A 17517-nucleotide genomic window follows, 5' to 3' on the forward strand; every position below is an offset into this window, starting at 1 on the left:
ATTACTGATGTTTGCAGCCCTTTTTGTGCTGGTCTTTGCCGGAGTGCCGGTGGCCTTTTCGCTCATCATCATCTCCGTCGCCTTTGGCTACATGGTGTTCGGCGAGCTGATCTTTTTGCAGCTTTATGGTCCGCTGCTTCATACGGCTTCGAATTTCGTACTGGCAGCAATCCCTCTGTTCATTTTCATGGGAGCGATACTTGAGCGTTCGGGGATCGCGAAACGTCTGTTCTTTGCACTGCAGTTGTGGCTGGGCGGCTTACCCGGTGGATTGGCGCTGTCGACGATTGCAATGTGCGCGGTTTTCGCCGCCGCATCCGGCGTTGTAGGTGCGGTCGAGATAGTTGTGGGGTTGATGGCCATCCCAGCCATGACCAAAGCGGGTTATCGTAATGACCTCATCGCGGGAACAATCTGTGCAGGGGGCTCACTGGGGACAATAATTCCACCCTCGGTCATTGTGGTCGTCTATGCGTCGATTGCGCAGCTGTCGATTGGCAAGCTGTTTGCCGCATCTATCCTGCCCGGCCTGCTGATGGTGGTGTTCTTCGTGCTTTATATCTTGGTGCGCAGCATGGTCCGACCTGCTGACGCTCCTCCGTTGCCACCGGCAGAGCGCGCGATGCCAACCGGCCGTAAGATGAAGGTGACGTTGACGGCATTGTTGCCCCCGCTGGCATTGATTGTCCTGGTGCTGGGCTCGCTTCTGGCCGGTGTCGCCTCGGCCACCGAAGCCGCCGCAGTCGGGGCCGCCGGCACGATCCTGCTGGCTTTGATGTTTCGGGAACTAAACCTGAAACTGATGTCCGAGGCACTGAATGTGACCCTGCGCATCACCGCTATGATCATGTTGATCGTGGCCGGAGGCACGATGTTCACCAGCATCTTTGCGGTCACCGGAGGCGGACAGCTGGTGCGCGATACCGTTGCCGGGATCGGGTATGGCAATGCCGGTATCATCGCATTCTTTTTGTTGGTGGTCTTTTTCGCGGGCTTTGTACTGGACTGGGTGTCGATCGTTCTGATTTTCATTCCGATCTTTGCTCCGATCGTGAAATCCGCCGGAATTGATCCGATCTGGTTTGCCATGATGGTTCTAGTGGTGATTCAGACTTCGTATCTGACACCGCCAATGGCACCGTCGATTTTCTATCTTCGCTCAATCGCTCCGCGTGACATGAGCTATGGGCAGATGTATCGCGGCGTGTTGCCCTTTGTAGGGGCGCAAATGCTGGTTCTTGTGGTTATCATCCTGATCCCCGAAGTGGCGACATGGTTGCCAGAGATATTGGTCGGGCTTTGACATAGATCTTGGTCTTGCCCCTTCAGATGCCTGGCCCTGTTCAATGGGCTAGGTCATCGCCCTAGTTGTTTCGAAAGATCTTTCGGTTCCGGTAACTTGTCCGCATTCTGCGCCGCCCATTGATGCATCTCATACAGCAGTGGAAGCAGGCTTTGACCCAGAGGTGTGAGGCTGTATTCGACATGCGGCGGTATGGTCTTGAAGTCTTTGCGAGAGACAAAGCCCGTCGTCTGCAACTCGGTCAGCTGGCGCGTTAACGTTCGATGTGTGATGCGCCCGAGGTTTCGCTGAAGCTGGTTGAACCGGCAGTCCCCCTGCGAAAGCCAGTAGATGATCAACAGCTTCCATCGACCTGAGATCGCCGAGATCAATGCTTCGATCTGACAATGATCCTCTAACTCATCATGTTTCAAGGCAGTATCCTAGATGACCGTACTTGTTCGTGTGAACGTGCAATTTTAGATAGTGGTCAGAACGTTATGCCGCAACGGGGGGACCCTATGGCGAAGAAGAAAATTGTGATCATTGGCGGGGGCTATGTCGGGTTTGAAGTTGCCCGGGAACTGGACGCTTGCGCGGACGTCACCCTGATTGAGCAACGCGAAGCGTTCGTGCATCCGCCTGCAGCGATCCGCGCGCTGGTTGAACCCGCCTTGCTGGACCAGATCATCCTGCCATACGACAATCTGCTGCAATCGGGTAAGGTCGTGCGCGGGCGCGCCGTTTCGGTTTCTGAAACCGAGGTCACTTTAGAATCTGGAGCTGTCTTTCCGGCGGACTATATCCTGATCGCCACCGGATCATCCTATGCAGCGCCGTTCAAGCCGTCGGGTGACAGCATTGCGGATTTTCAGCAAGCGAGCAAAGACGTCAGCGCGCAACTGGCCAAGGCGAATTCAGTTGTGATCGTAGGGGCAGGCGCTGTCGGTACAGAGCTTGCGGGCGAAACAGCCTCGGCACATCCGGGTAAATCCATCACCCTGGTTTCGTCGGATGATACCTTGTTTCCCAAGTACCCGGCCAAGCTAGGCGCGCAGCTCAAAGGTAAGTTGGAACGGCTGGGCGTCACTGTCATTCTCGGCCAGAGGGCGCAGGATTTACGCCATTTGGATCGGCCCTACGAAGGATCCGTGAGCTTGACCGACGGTAGAGTGATCGCGGCAGATCTTATATTTCCGGTGGTTGGATCGAAACCCCAATCGTCTTTGGTTCAAAGCCTTCCGGGCGTGTCGGCTGATGCATTGGGTAGGGTCAAAACCGACAAATGGTTGCGACCGTCAAGCTATCCGAATGTCTTCGTCGGCGGTGACATTGCCGACATTGGCGACGGAATGACAATCGTAGCAACGGCACGGCAGAATCCCTGGCTGATCAAAACGCTTAAGAAAGTAATCGAGGGCGCACCCGTTGAAAGTCAGAAACCCTACGCGCCCTGGAAAAAAGCACCCATTCTGGTGCCCCTTGGCCCAGTCATCGGCAGCAGTTGGCTTTTTGTGACAGTGGGTGACTGGATCACACGCAAGATAAAGGGGAAAGATATTTTCATTCCCAAATATCGAAAGGCTTTTGGGATTTCGAGCTCGGGAAAATAGTTCCTCCTGAACATTGCGATTTGCTAATGTTCAGGTATCCCGCACAGATGATGTCTGTGACATTCGTGTTGGCCTGCCTCTAGTCGTGTGCGAGGTTGCGACTGGCTTGTACCTGCTGAATATCTTTCGGCCATGTGGAACGGATATAGGCCAGAACATCCCATATGCCGTCATCAGTCAAAGTGCCTTCGAAACCCGGCATGCCACTGTTGAAATTCTTGACGCCGCGTGCGGCCAGTGTCTTTGCACCGCCGAATTTGGTGTAGTCAAACAAAAGCAGGCTATCATGGTGCCATGTGTGCCCGGTCACGTCATGTGGTGGAGCAGGCATCACACCGTCTTCACCCGGTGTTTGCCAGTTGGGTTGGCCTTCCAGGTTAACGCCGTGGCACGCGGCGCATTGATCTACGTAGAGCCTCTGTCCATTCGCCACGTCTCTGTCTGTAAACGTATGATCCGCGGCAACGCTGGAATAAATGCTGCATAGGACCAAAATAAATAAGTGCCTGGTCATCTCCACCCACCTCAATTCGGAAGCGTCAGAACAGTTGTTAGTGTCGCCGTAGTTGTCAGCACCGCCAGAACGATCAGCGCCTCAACTTCGATGGATCGGGCGAGGTGCTGCGCCGCCTTGGTATCTCCGTCCAGCATTGCCGGAACAAATCGAAGCTTGTTCGCGGCGGCTAGGATCAATAGCAGCCCTACAAATAGTACTTTGAGCAACAGGGCCTGCCCATAACCAGTGGAAATGAGCGCTCGGATATCACCAACAAGCAACCAAGCCATCCAGAAACCTGCGACGATCAATGCGGGTACCATCAGTGCCGCAGCTTGGCCAAACCTATGCCCAAGTGCAGCAGCAGCTGCAATTTGCTCAGGTTGAAGAGCCATACTCCGCAGCGGGCTGAAGATGCCTACCCAGAAAGCTACACAGAGCAGGTGTGCTAGTAACAAGAGTTGGGTACCAAAATTCTCTAGATCCGATAGGTGCCCGATCTGTGCAAAGGACCACAGAGCCATCGTGCCACCCACAAGTGCGATCCCTAAACCAAAGCGCGGAACAGACAATCCGACAAGGATCATTGCTGCGCCTATCACTCGATAAACAAATACATCGCCTACGGATGTCTGCCAGAGTAATCCAAGCATCTCGGGGTCGACCAGCCCATCCGCTCCGCCCGTCAAGAGGGCTCCACGAAGCATGAACCCCAGTGCCGTCGCAATGAGAGCAAGCCATGCCAAGGCCATGGATTGGCGTTTCATCGCCAGGCTTATCGGTGTGACCAAGCTGGAATAGAGACACTTAACGACCACAAGGCCAGTGGCCCCCGCAAAGCCGATATAGAGTGCTAGCTTTGCGAGGATTGCAGCAATTCCCCAGATGTCTGGCATGCTCATTCCACAGTAAAGGTAAACGCGCCCTGCATCGCATGACCGTCCTCACCTAAACCGCGCCACTCGATGACATAGGTGCCCGCGCCATTGCCTGGCAATGGAATTTTGAACTTCTGAGCAAATCTTGCCTGGTCGCCCAAATCCAGTCGTACTGCCCCGTGTTCTTCGTGTGCCATCTCTATCCGGGTCAGCCGGATGTCTTTCGAGAAATTGAGGCCAACTTCAGCAGGCACAGTCGTTACTGTGGTTCCGTCTGCAGGTGTTGTTTCTGTGACCTTGGAATGCGCCAGCGCAAAACTGGGGAGCGCAGCCAAGAGTATAAGCATTACAATCTTCTTCATGGGCCTATCCTCAATTTATTCCGTTGGCGCGCTGGATTTCACGAATGTAGGCGATCACCATAGCGACGTCACCTCGCGTCAAGCCGTCGACGGGCGGCATGTCTCCAAACTGCCAATGGTGACTTCTTACACCCTGTGAAACCGCCCTCTGAAACGCTTCATCAGCGTGGTGACTAGGTTCGTATATCTTGTGGATCAGTGGCGGTCCTGCGCCGTCAATTCCGACCGCATTGACTCCGTGGCAAGTGGCACAGGAGGCATCAAAGACCCGCTGGCCGATTGCTGCATTGCCCTCAATAGGTGGCATCTGAATTGCGACTAGGTCGACTCTTGAAACTGTCGCCTGAAGGCTGGATTCTTCGATTGGGTCTGAACGAAAAACTATGAAAGCGGCAACAGCCGAGACGACGCAAGCGCCGATTAACAAGTGACTTTTCTTCATGGGTTGAACCTGACTTTGTGGAGGCTGGAAGTGCTGCGGCACATCGCAAACAGCCGCAAGGGCCGGTCACTTAGGCGCGCGCGGATCTTGGCAGCTTCAAAGGTCAGGGGGTCTGTAGGGGCTATCTGGTTCAGTCAACTTGGATTGGGATCCAATCTGGAACTCTCGGTCAAGCTGATATTGATTCCACACGACTTGGCTGTTCTGCGAGATCAGTACGACGGCTTGGCAAAGCAAGGGGTTACACTCTCCGGTACCGGCATTATCCGTGTCGTGATGGCTGCTTTGGGCCGAGATGTCAGGGATGCTTTTCACCGCGGCGGAGTGTCCTGCCGATTGCATATGGTCCCCGCAGTGAAGCCCGACGCAGGCATGAGACTCGCCACCAAATCCGGCCAGAATGACCAGAAGACTCGTCAATAGCGCAAATGTGTATCGTCGGATGACCATGATTCCGGACGCTAATGCAGCGGAACACACAAGACAACGCCTGCGGCTTCATTATGCGCCACGCCGTTCTAAAGGAAATTACAACGCTGATTTCCGTGATGGGGAATTCGCCGCTCTTGTCCGACACGCGATTTTCATCAGATGCAGAGAGTCCGGGTCTATTTTGATTTCTATCAGTCGGGCCTAGCAACTGATTAGCGGCCAAACGGCAACACAGGTCGCAGCAGTGCCAACGCCGACGATCGCATAGTAGAGGAACTTACGTTGGGATTCAGTGGTCGCATCAATCTTCTGGAAGGTTAGTCACATCGTATTTGCTTTGTGCATTGGCCGTTGTTCGATTTGCTGCATTTCAATCCGTCGAATAGTCGAGGTCTTCTCGCCACTCTCGCAGCAAATACTCCAAGTCGGAAATATGGTTTCCCAAGACCTGCTCATCGACGCGTGAGTTTGTGTATTGATCCAGATGTTGTAACTGCCCTTGCTGGCGAGAGCATCGGTCTGGCCGGCTACCGGCGATATTCTGGCGAAACTCATGTCTGACGCGCTGCGGTGTCTGGCTGGGGTGGGCAGCGCTGGTTGCGAACGTAGCATCGCGCGCGGGTGGGGAATGTCTCTTTTGGGCCGACATTATCTTTATTGGGAAAAGTTGGTCCTCAGTATATGCGCCGTTTCGTAACGTCGTTCATGGGCTTGCAAAGCTGATAGCCAGCGCTTCTACCGCGTCCCCGTAGGTTGGGTATAGACCGGCGCGTTGTTCAAAGGCGTAGGCCTGAAAATAGTCCCAAAATAAGGTCACTTCCGTGCCAAAATAGTCTTTGAGCAAAGGAGTATTGCAAAGGTCGGCACGTAAACAAAATTCAACCTCGCTGAAAAACACAACTACTGTGTCGATCTGCGCTTCGATTTCTTTGAGTGTATCTGCATCGCCTGTTTTGAGATTTTCCAATAGGTTCGCACCGATCTGCTTACGGGCCAGTTGCCGTGCTCGCTCGGGCAAGTCCGCGGGTACTTCGCCCGCAGCTTTGATTGCGGGGATCAGAACGTTGCCTAGTTGGGTGTATGTTTCGCGTGCACCGGTTTTCTGCCAGTCCGACATCAACTCGATGGAGCGCTCCTTTTTTGTGTCGAGGTAGCCCTGATAGAAGTTCAACGCCGAGACCCCGGCCGAGGCGGCAATAGCGATCAGTGACAAAAGGCGAAAGGTGCTCTCAATTCGTTCCCATGCGGTTTTAGGCGCGGGGGCCGTGTCGGCGGTGGCAATTCGGCGGCCAAGCGGGCCGTCGTCTCCTGGTTCGACATCCTCGTCCGCCTGTACAGATTCAAGAACACCGGAAAGTTCGGCTGCGCCCGGGTCCAGATCATTGGAACGCGTACGCCTAATCGACCGTTTGTCAGTTGGAGCAGTCAACGCGGACCTCAAATGTCAGTGTTTTGTCCTTTTCGAATTGCGCGGTTTCGACCTCGCGCGCAAGACAATCAAGCGCCGGTTCGGGTATTAGAAACGCCTGGTCCAGCTGCACCGGCCCCCCTCCATCGGTTTGCACGTCCGGAAGCGCAGTCGCACTGCGATCTAAACCACATGCGGACAAATCAACAAGGTGCACCTCTGAGTTGTTCTGTGATGCCGCCAAGCGTTCGTCGTTCAGCCGCTTGAGATAGCATTTCGCGAGCAGTTCGTTCAAAGTGACCTTTTCGGCGCAAAACCCGCAATCCGCAAAAACCGGCGGTGCGACGAGGGCACACGCGATGCAAATGGAGGCCGCTGATGTCAGGTTCTTCATTGTGTGTGTCCACCCAGGAGTCTTGACAGACAAGGATAAGCGCGACTCAGTTGTTTTGTGAACCCGTTTTGAGGCGTGCGTATAAGATGAGTTCGGGTCGGTACTCAAAATGCATTCCATCGAAGTGGTGCCATTTGCCTCCCCAGATAAACCCAAAGCGTTCCATCTGCTGAACGAGCGCAACTGGGTATTGATTTTCGTAGGCCCCGGCGTTGCCTTCAGGAGCGCCTGACCAGCGCCAATAGCCGCCAAGCTGCGTGTTGAAGTCGACCGCGATACCAAAACTGTGCGCGCTAAGCCGTGGCGTGCCAGCGATACGGCGCCAGTTAAAGCTTCCGCCGACTTGGGTGAAATATGGGTCAAAATCCTCACCACTGGCAGCCATTGCATCGAACGCCGCTTGTAATTGATGTGCAGCGCAGTGGTGGCTGTTCAAGGCAAAGCGGGCGCGGCGCTTCGGCCCCTGGTATTCTGCGCGCCAGAGCCGGGCGGCAACCTGAGTTTCTGTTTGCCCATAAAGTGCGCGGAAGAAGGCGTCGTTGCGGGCGCGGCCTGGATCGAACCAGGGTGTGTCACGCGCCGCGAGGTCAAAGGCCAGCGGATAAATCTGTGCGAACTGGTCGGTGATGGAGGCGTTCGCCAGCCGTTCCTTCGGCGGACCGTTATGAGCCGCGCCAAGTGGCAGCGTCTGGCCGCCCGTTGTTAGCGTTTTCGCTGCTTCGTCGACGGTCAGGCCGGGATATGCGGTCTCAAGTGCTGTGGCGATTGCGGACCGACCCTGCGGTAATGGCATCGTCAGAAAATCGCGGGGGACGCAGCCATCTGCACGCGCAAAACTCGGCAAGAGTCCAAGCGCAAGAGAGACAGCGACTAGCCGCGATATTAGCATCCATTGGCCCTTTCGAGCGCTTGCAGACGCTGCACCTCGCCTTGTTCGGCTGCTGTCAGGCGCGGGTTTCGAGTGGTGCATTGGCTTGTGTCAAAGGCAGCCCGCGCACGCGTGGACTGAAAGCAGAAGCCGTTGTTATGAAAGATGAGGTTGCGCGAGTACCAAAGCTGTTCGCAGGTGCTGGGCGGCGAAGGCACTGGTGCCACGGCCCTTTCGGCGGGTTGGGTAGCGGCACTGAGCGTGTCGATCCGATCCTGAGCAGCGGCGGCATAGATGGGGCAGCCCGCGTGCATGGTCATGAACGCTTCCAGCGCGGAGGTGCTAGACGTGGTTTGTAGCACCTCCCAGTCAGCGCGTGCCGCGTCGCATGGGCTGATCTGAGGGGCAGAGGGTTGGGGCGTTGGAACAGTTACTGGGAGCGGGGCGGGGCCGCCGCGCTCAAAGGTAAATGTGCCCTGTAGCTGGTCGTAGTAAGCTGGGAACTGGTTGTGGTTCACACTGGCAGCCAGTTTACGCACGTCGGTCCGCACAAGGCGCACTAGCTCGTTCAGAGGTAGGCCGGGTGTGGTCATCCGCTCCAGCAGGGAGCGAGTGAAGACCGAGTTGGGGTTTGGGTCATTGTCCGACAGTCGGTCCAGCGCAGTCTGGCCTGTACCGGCAGAAAAGAGGACGAAGGCCCCTTCGGCCGGTTCCATTCGCGATAGCCCGCTCGAGCGGCCCACGGACCGGGTACCTTGGGCGGGGAATGGGTTGTCGCGGCAGGCATCGAGTATCATCAGTGCCACGCGCGCACCGCGGGACTGGATTACATCAAGGATCTGGTCAGCAGCGATGCTTTCGCCGGTCACAAAATCTTCTTCGCCCGGACGCACTTGGGGTACGTCGGTGGGCAGCAGGTAATTGCGACCTTCTACTTCGATGCCGTGTCCTGCAAAGTAGAACACGACCTCGTCTCCAGGACTGATCTGGCGAGAGAAATCTACAAGGCCGCGCCGCAGGTCCAGCCGCTCGGGGTCGATCAGTTCGGTGACCACAAATCCGAGTTCGCTCAGCGTGGCAGAGACGGCTCGAGCGTCATTGCCTGCCTTTTGCAGGTCGTTAATATTTTCATAGCTGTCGATCCCAATAACCATCGCCAGCCGTTCCTCGGCAGTGGCGAGCGAACCGCATAGCAGTGTGGCGGCGATCCACATAAATAAACGCAAAACGGTCTCCTTAACGTTTGTCGTACCGCTCTGAATTTAAGGCTAACGTGTGTGTGAGGTCGTGTCCAACTTCACCTAGAAAGCCGGGCGGAGCGTTGTCCACATTTTTGACAATGTCGACATCCAGAGAAATGGATGATGCAAATCTTTGCTTTCGCTGCTGCGCTGAAGTTGGATGTCCGCTCCGAAGCGCAGAATCTCACTGGAACCAGCCAAGTTCCAGCCGTGCGGTGCCATTAATTTGGGGCAACGTAGTGGTTTGAGGGTGCCGGTGTTTCTGCTTCTTTGATCTGCGTTCAGACGCGCTTATTGAGAACTTTGAACCAAAGATATATTTTGACCGGATTGCGAACGAAAAGGAAAGTTCATGATCAGAACTACTGCACTGACGCTCTTAGCTCTCCTCTCGGCAACCTCGGCATTCGCAACTGTCGGGCTGTATTGCGAGGCCCCTGATGGATCAGGCGCTGTATTTGATGTCGGATTGGGAACTGTCCCTGGTCTCGCAGTCGTAAGCGCGACCATTCACGCAGACGGCAAACACTGGAGCCTTACTGAAGTCGATGGTGCGATACCAATCATCGTGGCACAGGGGGCCGATGTCGATATGCGTACTGTTATCGACTTTGCCGATCCCGAATACAGTCGGATCGTTGCCTCGGTTCGATTGATAACCGCTGTCGAAGGAGACAAATCCGTCACTGTAGGCACGCTCACGATTCCGGAAATCGGTGCCTTCCCGCTGGTTTGCGAGGGGCCGTAGCCGCCCGATGTTGTGCAATGTACCAGGGCTAACTCGGCGGAAGCGGTCATCCCAAATTCTGCTTTGCTCAAATGTCTGAAATGGGCCGCGAGAGAGAGTAGTTTTAGATTGGAGGTGCTGCACGTTCTGTGACCAATTGTCTGGCTACGGCTCTTTCGCGATGAATCATGTACAGCCCTGCACTGATGATGATTGCAATACCAAGTAGGCTAAGCGTGTTCGGGAAGTCATTGAAGACAAGATAGCCGAACAGGGTCGCTACCGGCAGCTCAAAGTACTGCAAAGGCGCCAATGTGGCCGAAGGCGCGAACGAAAGCGCATAGGTCATCATCATGTGGCTCACCGTTGCAAAAAAACCAGCTCCCAAAAGCCACAACAAAGCGATGTCTGTCGGCCAAACAGGATCGAACAGCTCCGAACCAGAGCCTTGCGCAAATATTAAGATTGGAATGGAAAACAGGCTGGCAATCAGGCCAGTGTGGAATTGCAGAGCCACGGGATGCATCCGACGTGACAATCCTCGCGTCACAAGAATGTAGAAAGCGAAAGCAACTGCCGTACCAAGCGGAATTATTGCAACCGCGCCGAAGGCCGCGAAACTGGGCTGGATGACGAACATTACCCCAACAAACCCGACAAGAGCTGCCCCGACACGACGCGGACCTACGTCTTCACCAAGGTAAAACTTACCAACCAACAAGACAATGAACGGGGCCACAAACACGATTGCCAACGCATCGGCGAGTGGCATCACACGGATGGCAGCAATGAAGCAAAAAGTTGCGAACAGCAAAAGTAATGAGCGGAATGCGAGTACGATCAATTTGCCTCGCGCTACATGCAACGACAGCCCCATTATCCAGACGAACGGGGCCATCAACACGCACTGCACTACAAAGCGAGCAGCCGTAATCTGCCCAACTGGTACGCTAGCCGACGCGAGTTTTGCAGCTACGTCCAGCAAAGGAGCGGTGAGGCAAAATCCAAGCATCAGTGCAACTCCTGCAAGAATGCGATCCGTAGATTGAGGTATGGAATCAGCCGAGGACATCTCATCTTGTAGAAACGTCGCTAAACGCGTGTCTGTTCTCTATGCGACGCGGAGCAAAAATCCCTCAACTTGCGAGTTGGGGGTGGGTTAGAATTTGCGCTAGCAACGAACAGCAGGTTCGATGAGATGCGCAGCAGCAGATGGCCGGTTCAAAATTGGTCTACAAGCTCTTGATCTCGATTGCTGCTGCGATGGCAAAGGCGTCTTCAAGCTCGACGCTCAGATGCCGAACCGTGCTTACCATCTTTGCATGACCCAAGAGCAACTGAATCGCCCGAAGACTTCCTGTCTTTTCTTGTAGAACTGCGTGACTTTGGTCCGGCGCATTGATGGAGTTCCTTAGGCGCTGGCCTCGAAGCCAATGGGCTTCATCCAGTCCCGGACAATCCGCGCATACTGACGTGTTGAGATCTTCAGGAAAACTAAGTGATAGATCCACGGTCACAGCAATTACTTTCTTTTCAAGGGAGACACATAGAAAAAGCTGTAATTCCGACCCCTGTGAAGCTCTTTGTGATTGATCTGCTTGTTCGCGAATTCGAATTGGTTACTATTGTCGCATGACAAATTGGAAACCATCCCGAGATACGCTGAGTTCACCGCTGCATACGAGCCTTGCCACGATGATTGCAGGCGCGATCGAAGACGGCAGTTTGTCACCTGGACAGAAATTACCCACACACCGGAAACTGGCCGATGACCTGAGGTTGAGCGTTAATACCGTCAGCAAAGCTTACGACATTCTGCGTCGCCAAAACCTGATCGATGGTCAGATTGGGCGTGGCAGCTATGTTGTCGACACTGACAAAACCGACGGACAGCCATTCAAGTTGGAGTCAGAACCTCGAAACTTGTTCGACATGTCGATTTCGCGCCCCTTGTTTAGTGGCCTGCATGTTGAGGCGATGCAATCAACGCTGAGGACTTTGCATGCCGGGCTCGACCCGGCCATATATCTTTCTACACGTCCGAATGTAGGCCACGCGACTCACCGAAAAACGGGAGTCAAATGGCTTTCACATTGCGGCCTTGAGACAAATGCAGATTCAGTCCTCATGACGAACGGGGTAACGCATGGAATGTCGGCAGCAATGTCTGCGATATTGCGTCCTGGCGACGTCATTCTGTCGGATATGGTCACGCATCACCTCTTGGTTTCGAGTGTCGCATATTTCGGATACCGACATGTTGGCCTTGAAACTGATGAGCACGGAATCCTGCCCGATGCATTGGAAAAGGCGTGCGTTGATAAGGCCCCTAAGGCCTTGTATTTATTGCCATCTCTTGCCAACCCTAATGTACATATGATGCCAGAGGAACGTCGGCGCCAAATTGCTGCAATCGCCCGCAAACATAGGCTGCATATTATTGAAAACGATGCGTTTGGTCCGGTCGCAGCGGATCGCCAGCCGCCTGTTTCGATGTTCGCACCAGAACTGTCGGTCTACCTGACAACGTTCACCAAATGCACGGTCAGCGGGTTGCGTGCGGGTTATGCCGTTGCTCCGGACCATTTGCTTCCTGCATTGACAGCGAGACTGATCGTATTTGGTTGGATGGCAACGCCGCTGATCTGCGAACTTGCCTCACGCTGGGTGGAAGATGGCACAGCACAAGCGCTGGCGGTTTGGCAGCGCGCAGAAATAGTCAAGCGGTATCACATAGCAACGCAAGAGCTTGCTGGTTTTAAATGGACGGGCCATCCGGCCAGTTTGCATCTTTGGTTGCAGCTCCCTCCAGATTGGGATTCCAACAGTTTTGTCGCCCATGCCCGCGAACTAAATGTTGCGGTGTCCCCCGAAAGCCCATTCCTTTCTCCCAAGGCTACCCCAACAAATGCAGTGCGCATTTCGGTGGGAAGCATTCGCGAAATCGAACGTTTTCGCCAAGCTCTGAAGCTTCTGGCCGGTTTACTTTTGCGCCCACGCGAGCCTTTGCCGCAATTCGCTTACTAGAATGTAGCGCAACAATATAATAATTGACTCGCAGTACAATCTTCGGGATGTGGTGGAACATCACTAACAAAGAAGGTGATATCTGGGAGGATATGATGACCAAGACTGCACGTTTTACCCTGCGCGTCTGCGCACCCCTTGCTGCTGCATTGCTAACCTCAACTGCCGCTTATGCGGACAATTGGCGCTATGCTATGGAAGAGGGGCTGACAGATCCGCAAGGCCTGTACGCCACCAAGTTCAAAGAGGAAATCGAAGCCAACTCGGATCACACAGTCCAGATTTATCCTGTGGGTACGCTTGGTGAATCGGCCGACGCCATGGAGCAGGCCCAGGCTGGATTGCTGCAGTTCATTGATCAATCTCCAGGTTTCACCGGTGCGTTGATCCCAGAGGCCGAAGCCTTTCTGGTGCCATATATCCAGCCGACGGACCCTCAAGTCGTGCGCAAGTTTTTCAAAGAAGGCGTCGCTGTAAACGAGATGTTCCACGATATCTATCGCGAACAGGGATTGGAATTGTTGTCGGTGTTCCCGGAAGGTGAAATGGTGGTCACCACAATGGAGGAATTTCGGACACCTGCCGATTTGGAAGGTATGAAAATTCGGACCATGACCTCACCATTGCTTTTGGAGACTTACACGGCCTTTGGCGCTTCCCCGATTGCTATGCCTTGGGGCGAGCTGATCGGCGGGCTGAAAACCAAAATGGTTGACGGGCAGGAAAACCCGGCAATTTGGATCGAGGCCTATGATCTGGATAACCTGACTAATGTGATGACCTATACCGGACATGGTCAGTACACGACTGCTGTGATGGCAAATGCAGAGTTTTACGACGCGCTAAGCGATGCGGACAAAGAACTTGTTCAGAATGCGTCGCAAGTCGCACTCGATTATATTCTTGATGTTGCCGTCGAACTGGATGCAACCGGTCTGGCAAAAATTCAGGAGAGCAATCCGGGCTACACAATAAACCGGCTAACCGAGGAAGAGCGTGCACCCTTTAAAGAACGTGCAAAAGCGGTCGAAGCAGCCTTTGTCGAAAGAGCGGGCGAACGTGGCGCTGCCATCCTCGAGCAAATGAAGAAGGATCTAGCGGCTGCGCAGCAGTAGCGCTTTGCCACAGGCATCCATCACGTTTGCGATGTGTTCATCTGAAAAATCGGTGCAGGCCCAGAACCATAGTTCGGGCCTGCAATTTGGAAATAGTAAACCGGCGATCAGCCTATATTGCGAATGTTCGGGGGGAATATGAGCGAAACGACGAAGAAAAAGTCGGGCCTTGCCGGAATTGTTGATGGCATTGACAGGGGGATCGCTGCGCTTGAGCGGGTGATCATGGCCACAGGCGTCATTCTGATGGCAGTCAACACCATCGCAAATGTCATCAGCCGGTTTGTTTTCAACCACTCCATTATATTCGCCGAAGAGTTGAACAGTATATTCATATTGTTGGTGACATTTGCTGGTATCGGCTACGCCGCGCGCCATGGTCGGCATATCCGCATGTCCGCCATCTCAGACGCGTTACCCGAACGGGTCAGAAAAATCTTGATGGTTGTAGTCACGGGAGTCACCGCTGTGCTGTTGCTGCTCTTGGCGTGGTACGCTGTGCAATACATCATCAGCATGTACGCAAAGGGGCGGGTCTATCCTGCCCTCGGATTCCCTGTTTATCTCAGCTACATCTGGGTGCCGATTGGGCTGTTTGTGACCGGGGTTCAATACGCGCTCACTTTCATCAAAAATCTTCAGGAACCTGAAATCTACCTGTCAACTGATCTGCGAGAAGCAGATGCGCGGGAACTGGAAGTGGAGCTTTAACCATGGCACTCTTAATGTTTTCCGCAATGGTTGTCCTGCTGCTTATGGGTTTCCCGATGATGGTACCCCTCATTGCCGGCGCGTTCATCGGCGTGATCGAGTTGTTTGGCACAATCGACAAAACTGAGTTTATGATTCAGCAAATGTTGGGTGGTATCCGGCCCTCTTCATTGATCGCCGTGCCTATGTTCATTCTGGCAGCGGATATCATGACACGTGGCCAGTCCGCAGGGCGGCTGATTGATATGGTCATGGCCTTTGTTCGCCATGTTCGAGGGGGGTTGGCCGTCAGTACAGCTGCGGCTTGCGCATTGTTCGGTGCCGTGTCCGGGTCCACCCAAGCCACGGTCGTTGCGGTGGGAACGCCACTCAGGCCCCGAATGCTGAAAGGTGGCTACAAGGATTCTTTCATTTTGGCCCTGATCGTCAACTCAAGTGACATCGCGTTCCTGATCCCGCCCAGTATTGGGATGATCATCTACGGTGTAGTTGCCAAGGCCTCCATCCCTGAACTGTTCATCGCGGGCATCGGGCCCGGATTGTTAATCCTGTTCATGTTCTCGGTCTACAGTATGATCTACGCCAAATTAAATGACGTCCCCACTGAACCGGCCGCCACATGGTGCGAACGCGCGGTAGCGGTTAAACGGGCCTTGTGGCCGCTGGGTTTCCCGGTTCTGATCATCGGCGGCATCTTCTTCGGCGTTTTCAGCCCGACCGAAGCCGCAGCAATCAGCGTGGCCTATGCGGTGTTGCTGGAAGTCTTCATTTTCAAAACAATGAAAATCACAGGCCTATACCAGGTCGCCCTGTCAACGGGCATGGTAACGGCGGTAGTTTTTATTTTGGTGGGTGCAGGTGCTGCCTTTGCCTGGGTTCTGTCATTCGCGCAGATACCGCAACAGATTTTGGGCGCTCTTGGCATTGATGAAATGGGGCAGATCGGCGTCCTGTTCACAATCGCGATTGCGTTCTTCATCGGCTGTATGTTCGTGGATCCCATCGTGGTCATCTTGATCTTTGTTCCGATCTTTGCGCCCGTGGTCGAGAAAACCGGGCTGGACCCAATTCTGGTAGGCACTTTGATCACATTGCAAGCCGCCATCGGCTCGGCCACTCCGCCGTTCGGATGCGATATCTTCACGGCGGTAGCGGTGTTCAAACGTCCCTATCTGGAAGTAATCAGAGGAACGCCGCCTTTCGTGATCATGCTTTTGAGTGTCTCGGTCTTGATGATCTTCTTCCCGCAGGTGGCACTGTTTTTGCGCGACATCGCATTTAACAAATAAAAGGAGCGACAAATGTTCAAATCAATACTCGCTGCTTTTGACGGGTCTGAAGGATCAGAGGCCGCCCTTCGCAAAGCCGCTGAATTGGCTAGGTTGTGTGATGCGGAAATGTTGGTACTGACGCTCTACCGTCATCATTCGATACTGGAAGGATCGATGTATGTCATCGATGCAGAAAAGCCCGATGATATTGACGGGATCATGCGCGATCACGCAAAGATAACTGCTGAACGCGGCGCGTCCATTGCGCGCGAGGCGGGGTGCGAGAACATCCGGGCCTTTGTCAAAGGCGGGCCAACGGCGCGGACTATCGTCAGCTTTTCCAAAGAACATGAGAATGACCTGATCGTGATGGGCAGCCGGGGATTGGGATCGATTGAGGGCTATTTGCTGGGCAGCGTCTCTCACAAAGTGACCAGCCTTGCGCAATGCCCGGTTCTGGTGGTGTGAGGATGGCAATGGCTTTGGATATACAATCTTCGACTTCGTCTGTGGCTCTCGCGCTGGATGCTCGCCCTGTCACACATCGTATCGGGCTGGTCACGCTGGCCACGGATCATACGACGGAAACTGATTTCGCACGCATTCTGCATGGGCATGATGTGGGCGTATATGTAAACCGGATCGGGTTTGAAAACCCAACCACACATGAAAGCCTTTTGAAGACAGGGCCGCTGCTGACCGATGCCGCAGCAGAGATCCTGCCTGGCGAGGCGCTAGATGTATTGGTCTATGGATGCACTGCAGCTTCGGTAGTGTTGGGGAACGACAAAGTGGCCGAGCACATGAACAGCGCAAAGCCAGGCACGCCATGCGTCACACCCAGCTCGGCAGCCTTTGATGCATTTGAGGCTTTGGGGGTAAAAAAAGTAAGTGTTCTTACGCCCTATACGCAGGATGTGACGGATTCTCTGGTCACCTATTTCTCGCAACACGGCCTCGACGTGGTGAACGCTGTTTGCTTTGGATTGTCCGATGATCGCGACATGGCGCGCGTCTCAATGGACAGCATTATCGAAGGTGGTGTTGCTGCGTGCGATCCCGATGCTGATGCGCTTTTTATTTCCTGTACGGCGGTGCGTGCCGCCCCATGTGTCGCACAATTGGAGGCCCGGCTTGGCAAACCGGTTGTTACCTCCAATCAGGCGATGGTTTGGCGCTGCATGAGGCATCTTGGGATTACTTCTAATTATCCCGCGGGCGGTATGTTGTTCAGTAAATAGGAAAAAAGT

Annotated in this window: 21 protein-coding genes and 1 pseudogene; 10 read left to right on the plus strand and 12 right to left on the minus strand. The window is 54.3% G+C overall.

Annotation, left to right across the window (positions count from 1 at the left end; genetic code table 11):
* Window positions 1-7: 7 nt before the first annotated feature.
* Window positions 8-1303 carry a TRAP transporter large permease gene (locus AC2FIC_RS04740; RefSeq protein WP_496870038.1) on the plus strand — a complete coding sequence of 432 codons (1296 nt, stop codon included), beginning with the start codon at window positions 8-10 and terminating at the stop codon, window positions 1301-1303.
* A gap of 53 nt (window positions 1304-1356) precedes the next feature.
* Here AC2FIC_RS04740 and AC2FIC_RS04745 read toward each other — a convergent pair whose 3' ends face one another.
* Window positions 1357-1716: a winged helix-turn-helix transcriptional regulator gene (locus AC2FIC_RS04745; protein ID WP_142637835.1), complete on the minus strand. Its 360-nt coding sequence runs from the start codon at window positions 1714-1716 to the stop codon at window positions 1357-1359.
* A gap of 87 nt (window positions 1717-1803) precedes the next feature.
* Between AC2FIC_RS04745 and AC2FIC_RS04750 the strand changes: the two genes are divergently transcribed.
* The gene (locus tag AC2FIC_RS04750; protein ID WP_496677999.1) at window positions 1804-2895 is read left to right on the plus strand and encodes an NAD(P)/FAD-dependent oxidoreductase; all 1092 of its coding nucleotides are present in this window, start codon (window positions 1804-1806) and stop codon (window positions 2893-2895) included.
* A 79-nt stretch (window positions 2896-2974) separates the two neighbouring features.
* Here AC2FIC_RS04750 and AC2FIC_RS04755 read toward each other — a convergent pair whose 3' ends face one another.
* Genes AC2FIC_RS04755 through AC2FIC_RS04770 form a run of 4 tightly spaced genes read right to left on the minus strand, consistent with a single transcriptional unit; the run spans window position 2975 to window position 5073 of the window.
* Window positions 2975-3409 carry a c-type cytochrome gene (locus AC2FIC_RS04755; RefSeq protein ID WP_496693001.1) on the minus strand — a complete coding sequence of 145 codons (435 nt, stop codon included), beginning with the start codon at window positions 3407-3409 and terminating at the stop codon, window positions 2975-2977.
* Between the two features lie 11 nt (window positions 3410-3420).
* Window positions 3421-4293, minus strand: coding sequence for a CopD family protein (locus AC2FIC_RS04760; protein WP_496693002.1), 873 nt, complete (start codon window positions 4291-4293; stop codon window positions 3421-3423).
* Window positions 4290-4631 (minus strand): copper resistance CopC family protein, encoded by a 342-nt coding sequence (locus tag AC2FIC_RS04765; RefSeq protein WP_281973150.1) that lies wholly within the window; start codon window positions 4629-4631, stop codon window positions 4290-4292. The genes AC2FIC_RS04760 and AC2FIC_RS04765 overlap by 4 nt, the downstream gene beginning before the upstream one ends.
* 10 nt (window positions 4632-4641) lie before the next feature.
* Window positions 4642-5073 (minus strand): c-type cytochrome, encoded by a 432-nt coding sequence (locus AC2FIC_RS04770; protein WP_496693003.1) that lies wholly within the window; start codon window positions 5071-5073, stop codon window positions 4642-4644.
* Between the two features lie 30 nt (window positions 5074-5103).
* On the opposite strand from AC2FIC_RS04770, the gene AC2FIC_RS04775 reads away from it, so the two are divergent.
* Window positions 5104-5496, plus strand: coding sequence for a hypothetical protein (locus AC2FIC_RS04775; protein WP_496693004.1), 393 nt, complete (start codon window positions 5104-5106; stop codon window positions 5494-5496).
* A 210-nt stretch (window positions 5497-5706) separates the two neighbouring features.
* Here the strand turns inward: AC2FIC_RS04775 and AC2FIC_RS04780 are convergent, their stop codons facing one another.
* The 5 genes from AC2FIC_RS04780 to AC2FIC_RS04800 form a co-directional block, all read right to left on the minus strand.
* A complete protein-coding gene (locus AC2FIC_RS04780; protein ID WP_496693031.1) occupies window positions 5707-5811 on the minus strand; it encodes a ubiquinol-cytochrome c reductase iron-sulfur subunit N-terminal domain-containing protein in 105 nt (34 codons plus the stop codon).
* A 397-nt stretch (window positions 5812-6208) separates the two neighbouring features.
* Entirely contained in the window at window positions 6209-6718 is a 510-nt protein-coding gene (locus AC2FIC_RS04785) for a hypothetical protein (protein WP_496693005.1), read from the minus strand.
* A gap of 199 nt (window positions 6719-6917) precedes the next feature.
* The gene (locus AC2FIC_RS04790) at window positions 6918-7307 is read right to left on the minus strand and encodes a hypothetical protein (protein ID WP_496693006.1); all 390 of its coding nucleotides are present in this window, start codon (window positions 7305-7307) and stop codon (window positions 6918-6920) included.
* A 46-nt stretch (window positions 7308-7353) separates the two neighbouring features.
* Entirely contained in the window at window positions 7354-8100 is a 747-nt protein-coding gene (locus AC2FIC_RS04795; protein WP_496693007.1) for a M15 family metallopeptidase, read from the minus strand.
* Between the two features lie 89 nt (window positions 8101-8189).
* Window positions 8190-9401: a caspase family protein gene (locus AC2FIC_RS04800; protein WP_496693008.1), complete on the minus strand. Its 1212-nt coding sequence runs from the start codon at window positions 9399-9401 to the stop codon at window positions 8190-8192.
* A 367-nt stretch (window positions 9402-9768) separates the two neighbouring features.
* Here AC2FIC_RS04800 and AC2FIC_RS04805 point away from each other — a divergent pair, with 367 nt between their 5' ends.
* Entirely contained in the window at window positions 9769-10164 is a 396-nt protein-coding gene (locus AC2FIC_RS04805) for a hypothetical protein (RefSeq protein WP_271950041.1), read from the plus strand.
* A gap of 103 nt (window positions 10165-10267) precedes the next feature.
* On the opposite strand, the gene AC2FIC_RS04810 is transcribed toward AC2FIC_RS04805, so the two are convergent.
* A complete protein-coding gene (locus AC2FIC_RS04810) occupies window positions 10268-11215 on the minus strand; it encodes a DMT family transporter (RefSeq protein ID WP_496693009.1) in 948 nt (315 codons plus the stop codon).
* 160 nt (window positions 11216-11375) lie between these two features.
* A pseudogene (locus AC2FIC_RS04815) lies at window positions 11376-11632 on the minus strand (site-specific integrase); the annotation flags it as partial.
* Between the two features lie 143 nt (window positions 11633-11775).
* On the opposite strand from AC2FIC_RS04815, the gene ehuR reads away from it, so the two are divergent.
* From ehuR to eutA, 6 genes are all read left to right on the plus strand, one after another.
* Window positions 11776-13170, plus strand: a complete 1395-nt coding sequence (ehuR, locus tag AC2FIC_RS04820) for a MocR-like ectoine utilization transcription factor EhuR (protein ID WP_496693010.1) — start codon at window positions 11776-11778, stop codon at window positions 13168-13170.
* A gap of 95 nt (window positions 13171-13265) precedes the next feature.
* Window positions 13266-14285, plus strand: a complete 1020-nt coding sequence (gene dctP, locus AC2FIC_RS04825; RefSeq protein ID WP_142637852.1) for a TRAP transporter substrate-binding protein DctP — start codon at window positions 13266-13268, stop codon at window positions 14283-14285.
* Window positions 14286-14423: 138 nt separating this feature from the next.
* Window positions 14424-14996, plus strand: coding sequence for a TRAP transporter small permease (locus tag AC2FIC_RS04830; protein ID WP_496693011.1), 573 nt, complete (start codon window positions 14424-14426; stop codon window positions 14994-14996).
* Window positions 14997-14998: 2 nt separating this feature from the next.
* On the plus strand, window positions 14999-16285 hold the full coding sequence (locus AC2FIC_RS04835) for a TRAP transporter large permease (RefSeq protein WP_496693012.1): 1287 nt from the start codon (window positions 14999-15001) through the stop codon (window positions 16283-16285).
* Window positions 16286-16297: 12 nt separating this feature from the next.
* Window positions 16298-16735 carry a universal stress protein gene (locus AC2FIC_RS04840; protein ID WP_496693013.1) on the plus strand — a complete coding sequence of 146 codons (438 nt, stop codon included), beginning with the start codon at window positions 16298-16300 and terminating at the stop codon, window positions 16733-16735.
* An 8-nt stretch (window positions 16736-16743) separates the two neighbouring features.
* Entirely contained in the window at window positions 16744-17508 is a 765-nt protein-coding gene (gene eutA / locus AC2FIC_RS04845; protein ID WP_496693014.1) for an ectoine utilization protein EutA, read from the plus strand.
* Window positions 17509-17517: the final 9 nt, after the last annotated feature.

It is taken from the genome of Ruegeria sp. CDSC079, assembly GCF_059610505.1.

What these genes read in the sequence shown, in the direction of transcription:
- AC2FIC_RS04740 (WP_496870038.1), top strand. Translation starts at nt 8, where the DNA reads ATGTTTGCAGCCCTTTTTGTGCTGGTCTTTGCCGGAGTGCCGGTGGCC.
- AC2FIC_RS04750 (WP_496677999.1), top strand. Translation starts at nt 1,804, where the DNA reads ATGGCGAAGAAGAAAATTGTGATCATTGGCGGGGGCTATGTCGGGTTT.
- AC2FIC_RS04755 (WP_496693001.1), bottom strand. Translation starts at nt 3,409, where the DNA reads ATGACCAGGCACTTATTTATTTTGGTCCTATGCAGCATTTATTCCAGC.
- AC2FIC_RS04760 (WP_496693002.1), bottom strand. Translation starts at nt 4,293, where the DNA reads ATGAGCATGCCAGACATCTGGGGAATTGCTGCAATCCTCGCAAAGCTA.
- AC2FIC_RS04765 (WP_281973150.1), bottom strand. Translation starts at nt 4,631, where the DNA reads ATGAAGAAGATTGTAATGCTTATACTCTTGGCTGCGCTCCCCAGTTTT.
- AC2FIC_RS04770 (WP_496693003.1), bottom strand. Translation starts at nt 5,073, where the DNA reads ATGAAGAAAAGTCACTTGTTAATCGGCGCTTGCGTCGTCTCGGCTGTT.
- AC2FIC_RS04790 (WP_496693006.1), bottom strand. Translation starts at nt 7,307, where the DNA reads ATGAAGAACCTGACATCAGCGGCCTCCATTTGCATCGCGTGTGCCCTC.
- AC2FIC_RS04795 (WP_496693007.1), bottom strand. Translation starts at nt 8,100, where the DNA reads ATGCCATTACCGCAGGGTCGGTCCGCAATCGCCACAGCACTTGAGACC.
- AC2FIC_RS04805 (WP_271950041.1), top strand. Translation starts at nt 9,769, where the DNA reads ATGATCAGAACTACTGCACTGACGCTCTTAGCTCTCCTCTCGGCAACC.
- AC2FIC_RS04810 (WP_496693009.1), bottom strand. Translation starts at nt 11,215, where the DNA reads ATGTCCTCGGCTGATTCCATACCTCAATCTACGGATCGCATTCTTGCA.
- ehuR (WP_496693010.1), top strand. Translation starts at nt 11,776, where the DNA reads ATGACAAATTGGAAACCATCCCGAGATACGCTGAGTTCACCGCTGCAT.
- dctP (WP_142637852.1), top strand. Translation starts at nt 13,266, where the DNA reads ATGACCAAGACTGCACGTTTTACCCTGCGCGTCTGCGCACCCCTTGCT.
- AC2FIC_RS04830 (WP_496693011.1), top strand. Translation starts at nt 14,424, where the DNA reads ATGAGCGAAACGACGAAGAAAAAGTCGGGCCTTGCCGGAATTGTTGAT.
- AC2FIC_RS04835 (WP_496693012.1), top strand. Translation starts at nt 14,999, where the DNA reads ATGGCACTCTTAATGTTTTCCGCAATGGTTGTCCTGCTGCTTATGGGT.
- AC2FIC_RS04840 (WP_496693013.1), top strand. Translation starts at nt 16,298, where the DNA reads ATGTTCAAATCAATACTCGCTGCTTTTGACGGGTCTGAAGGATCAGAG.
- eutA (WP_496693014.1), top strand. Translation starts at nt 16,744, where the DNA reads ATGGCTTTGGATATACAATCTTCGACTTCGTCTGTGGCTCTCGCGCTG.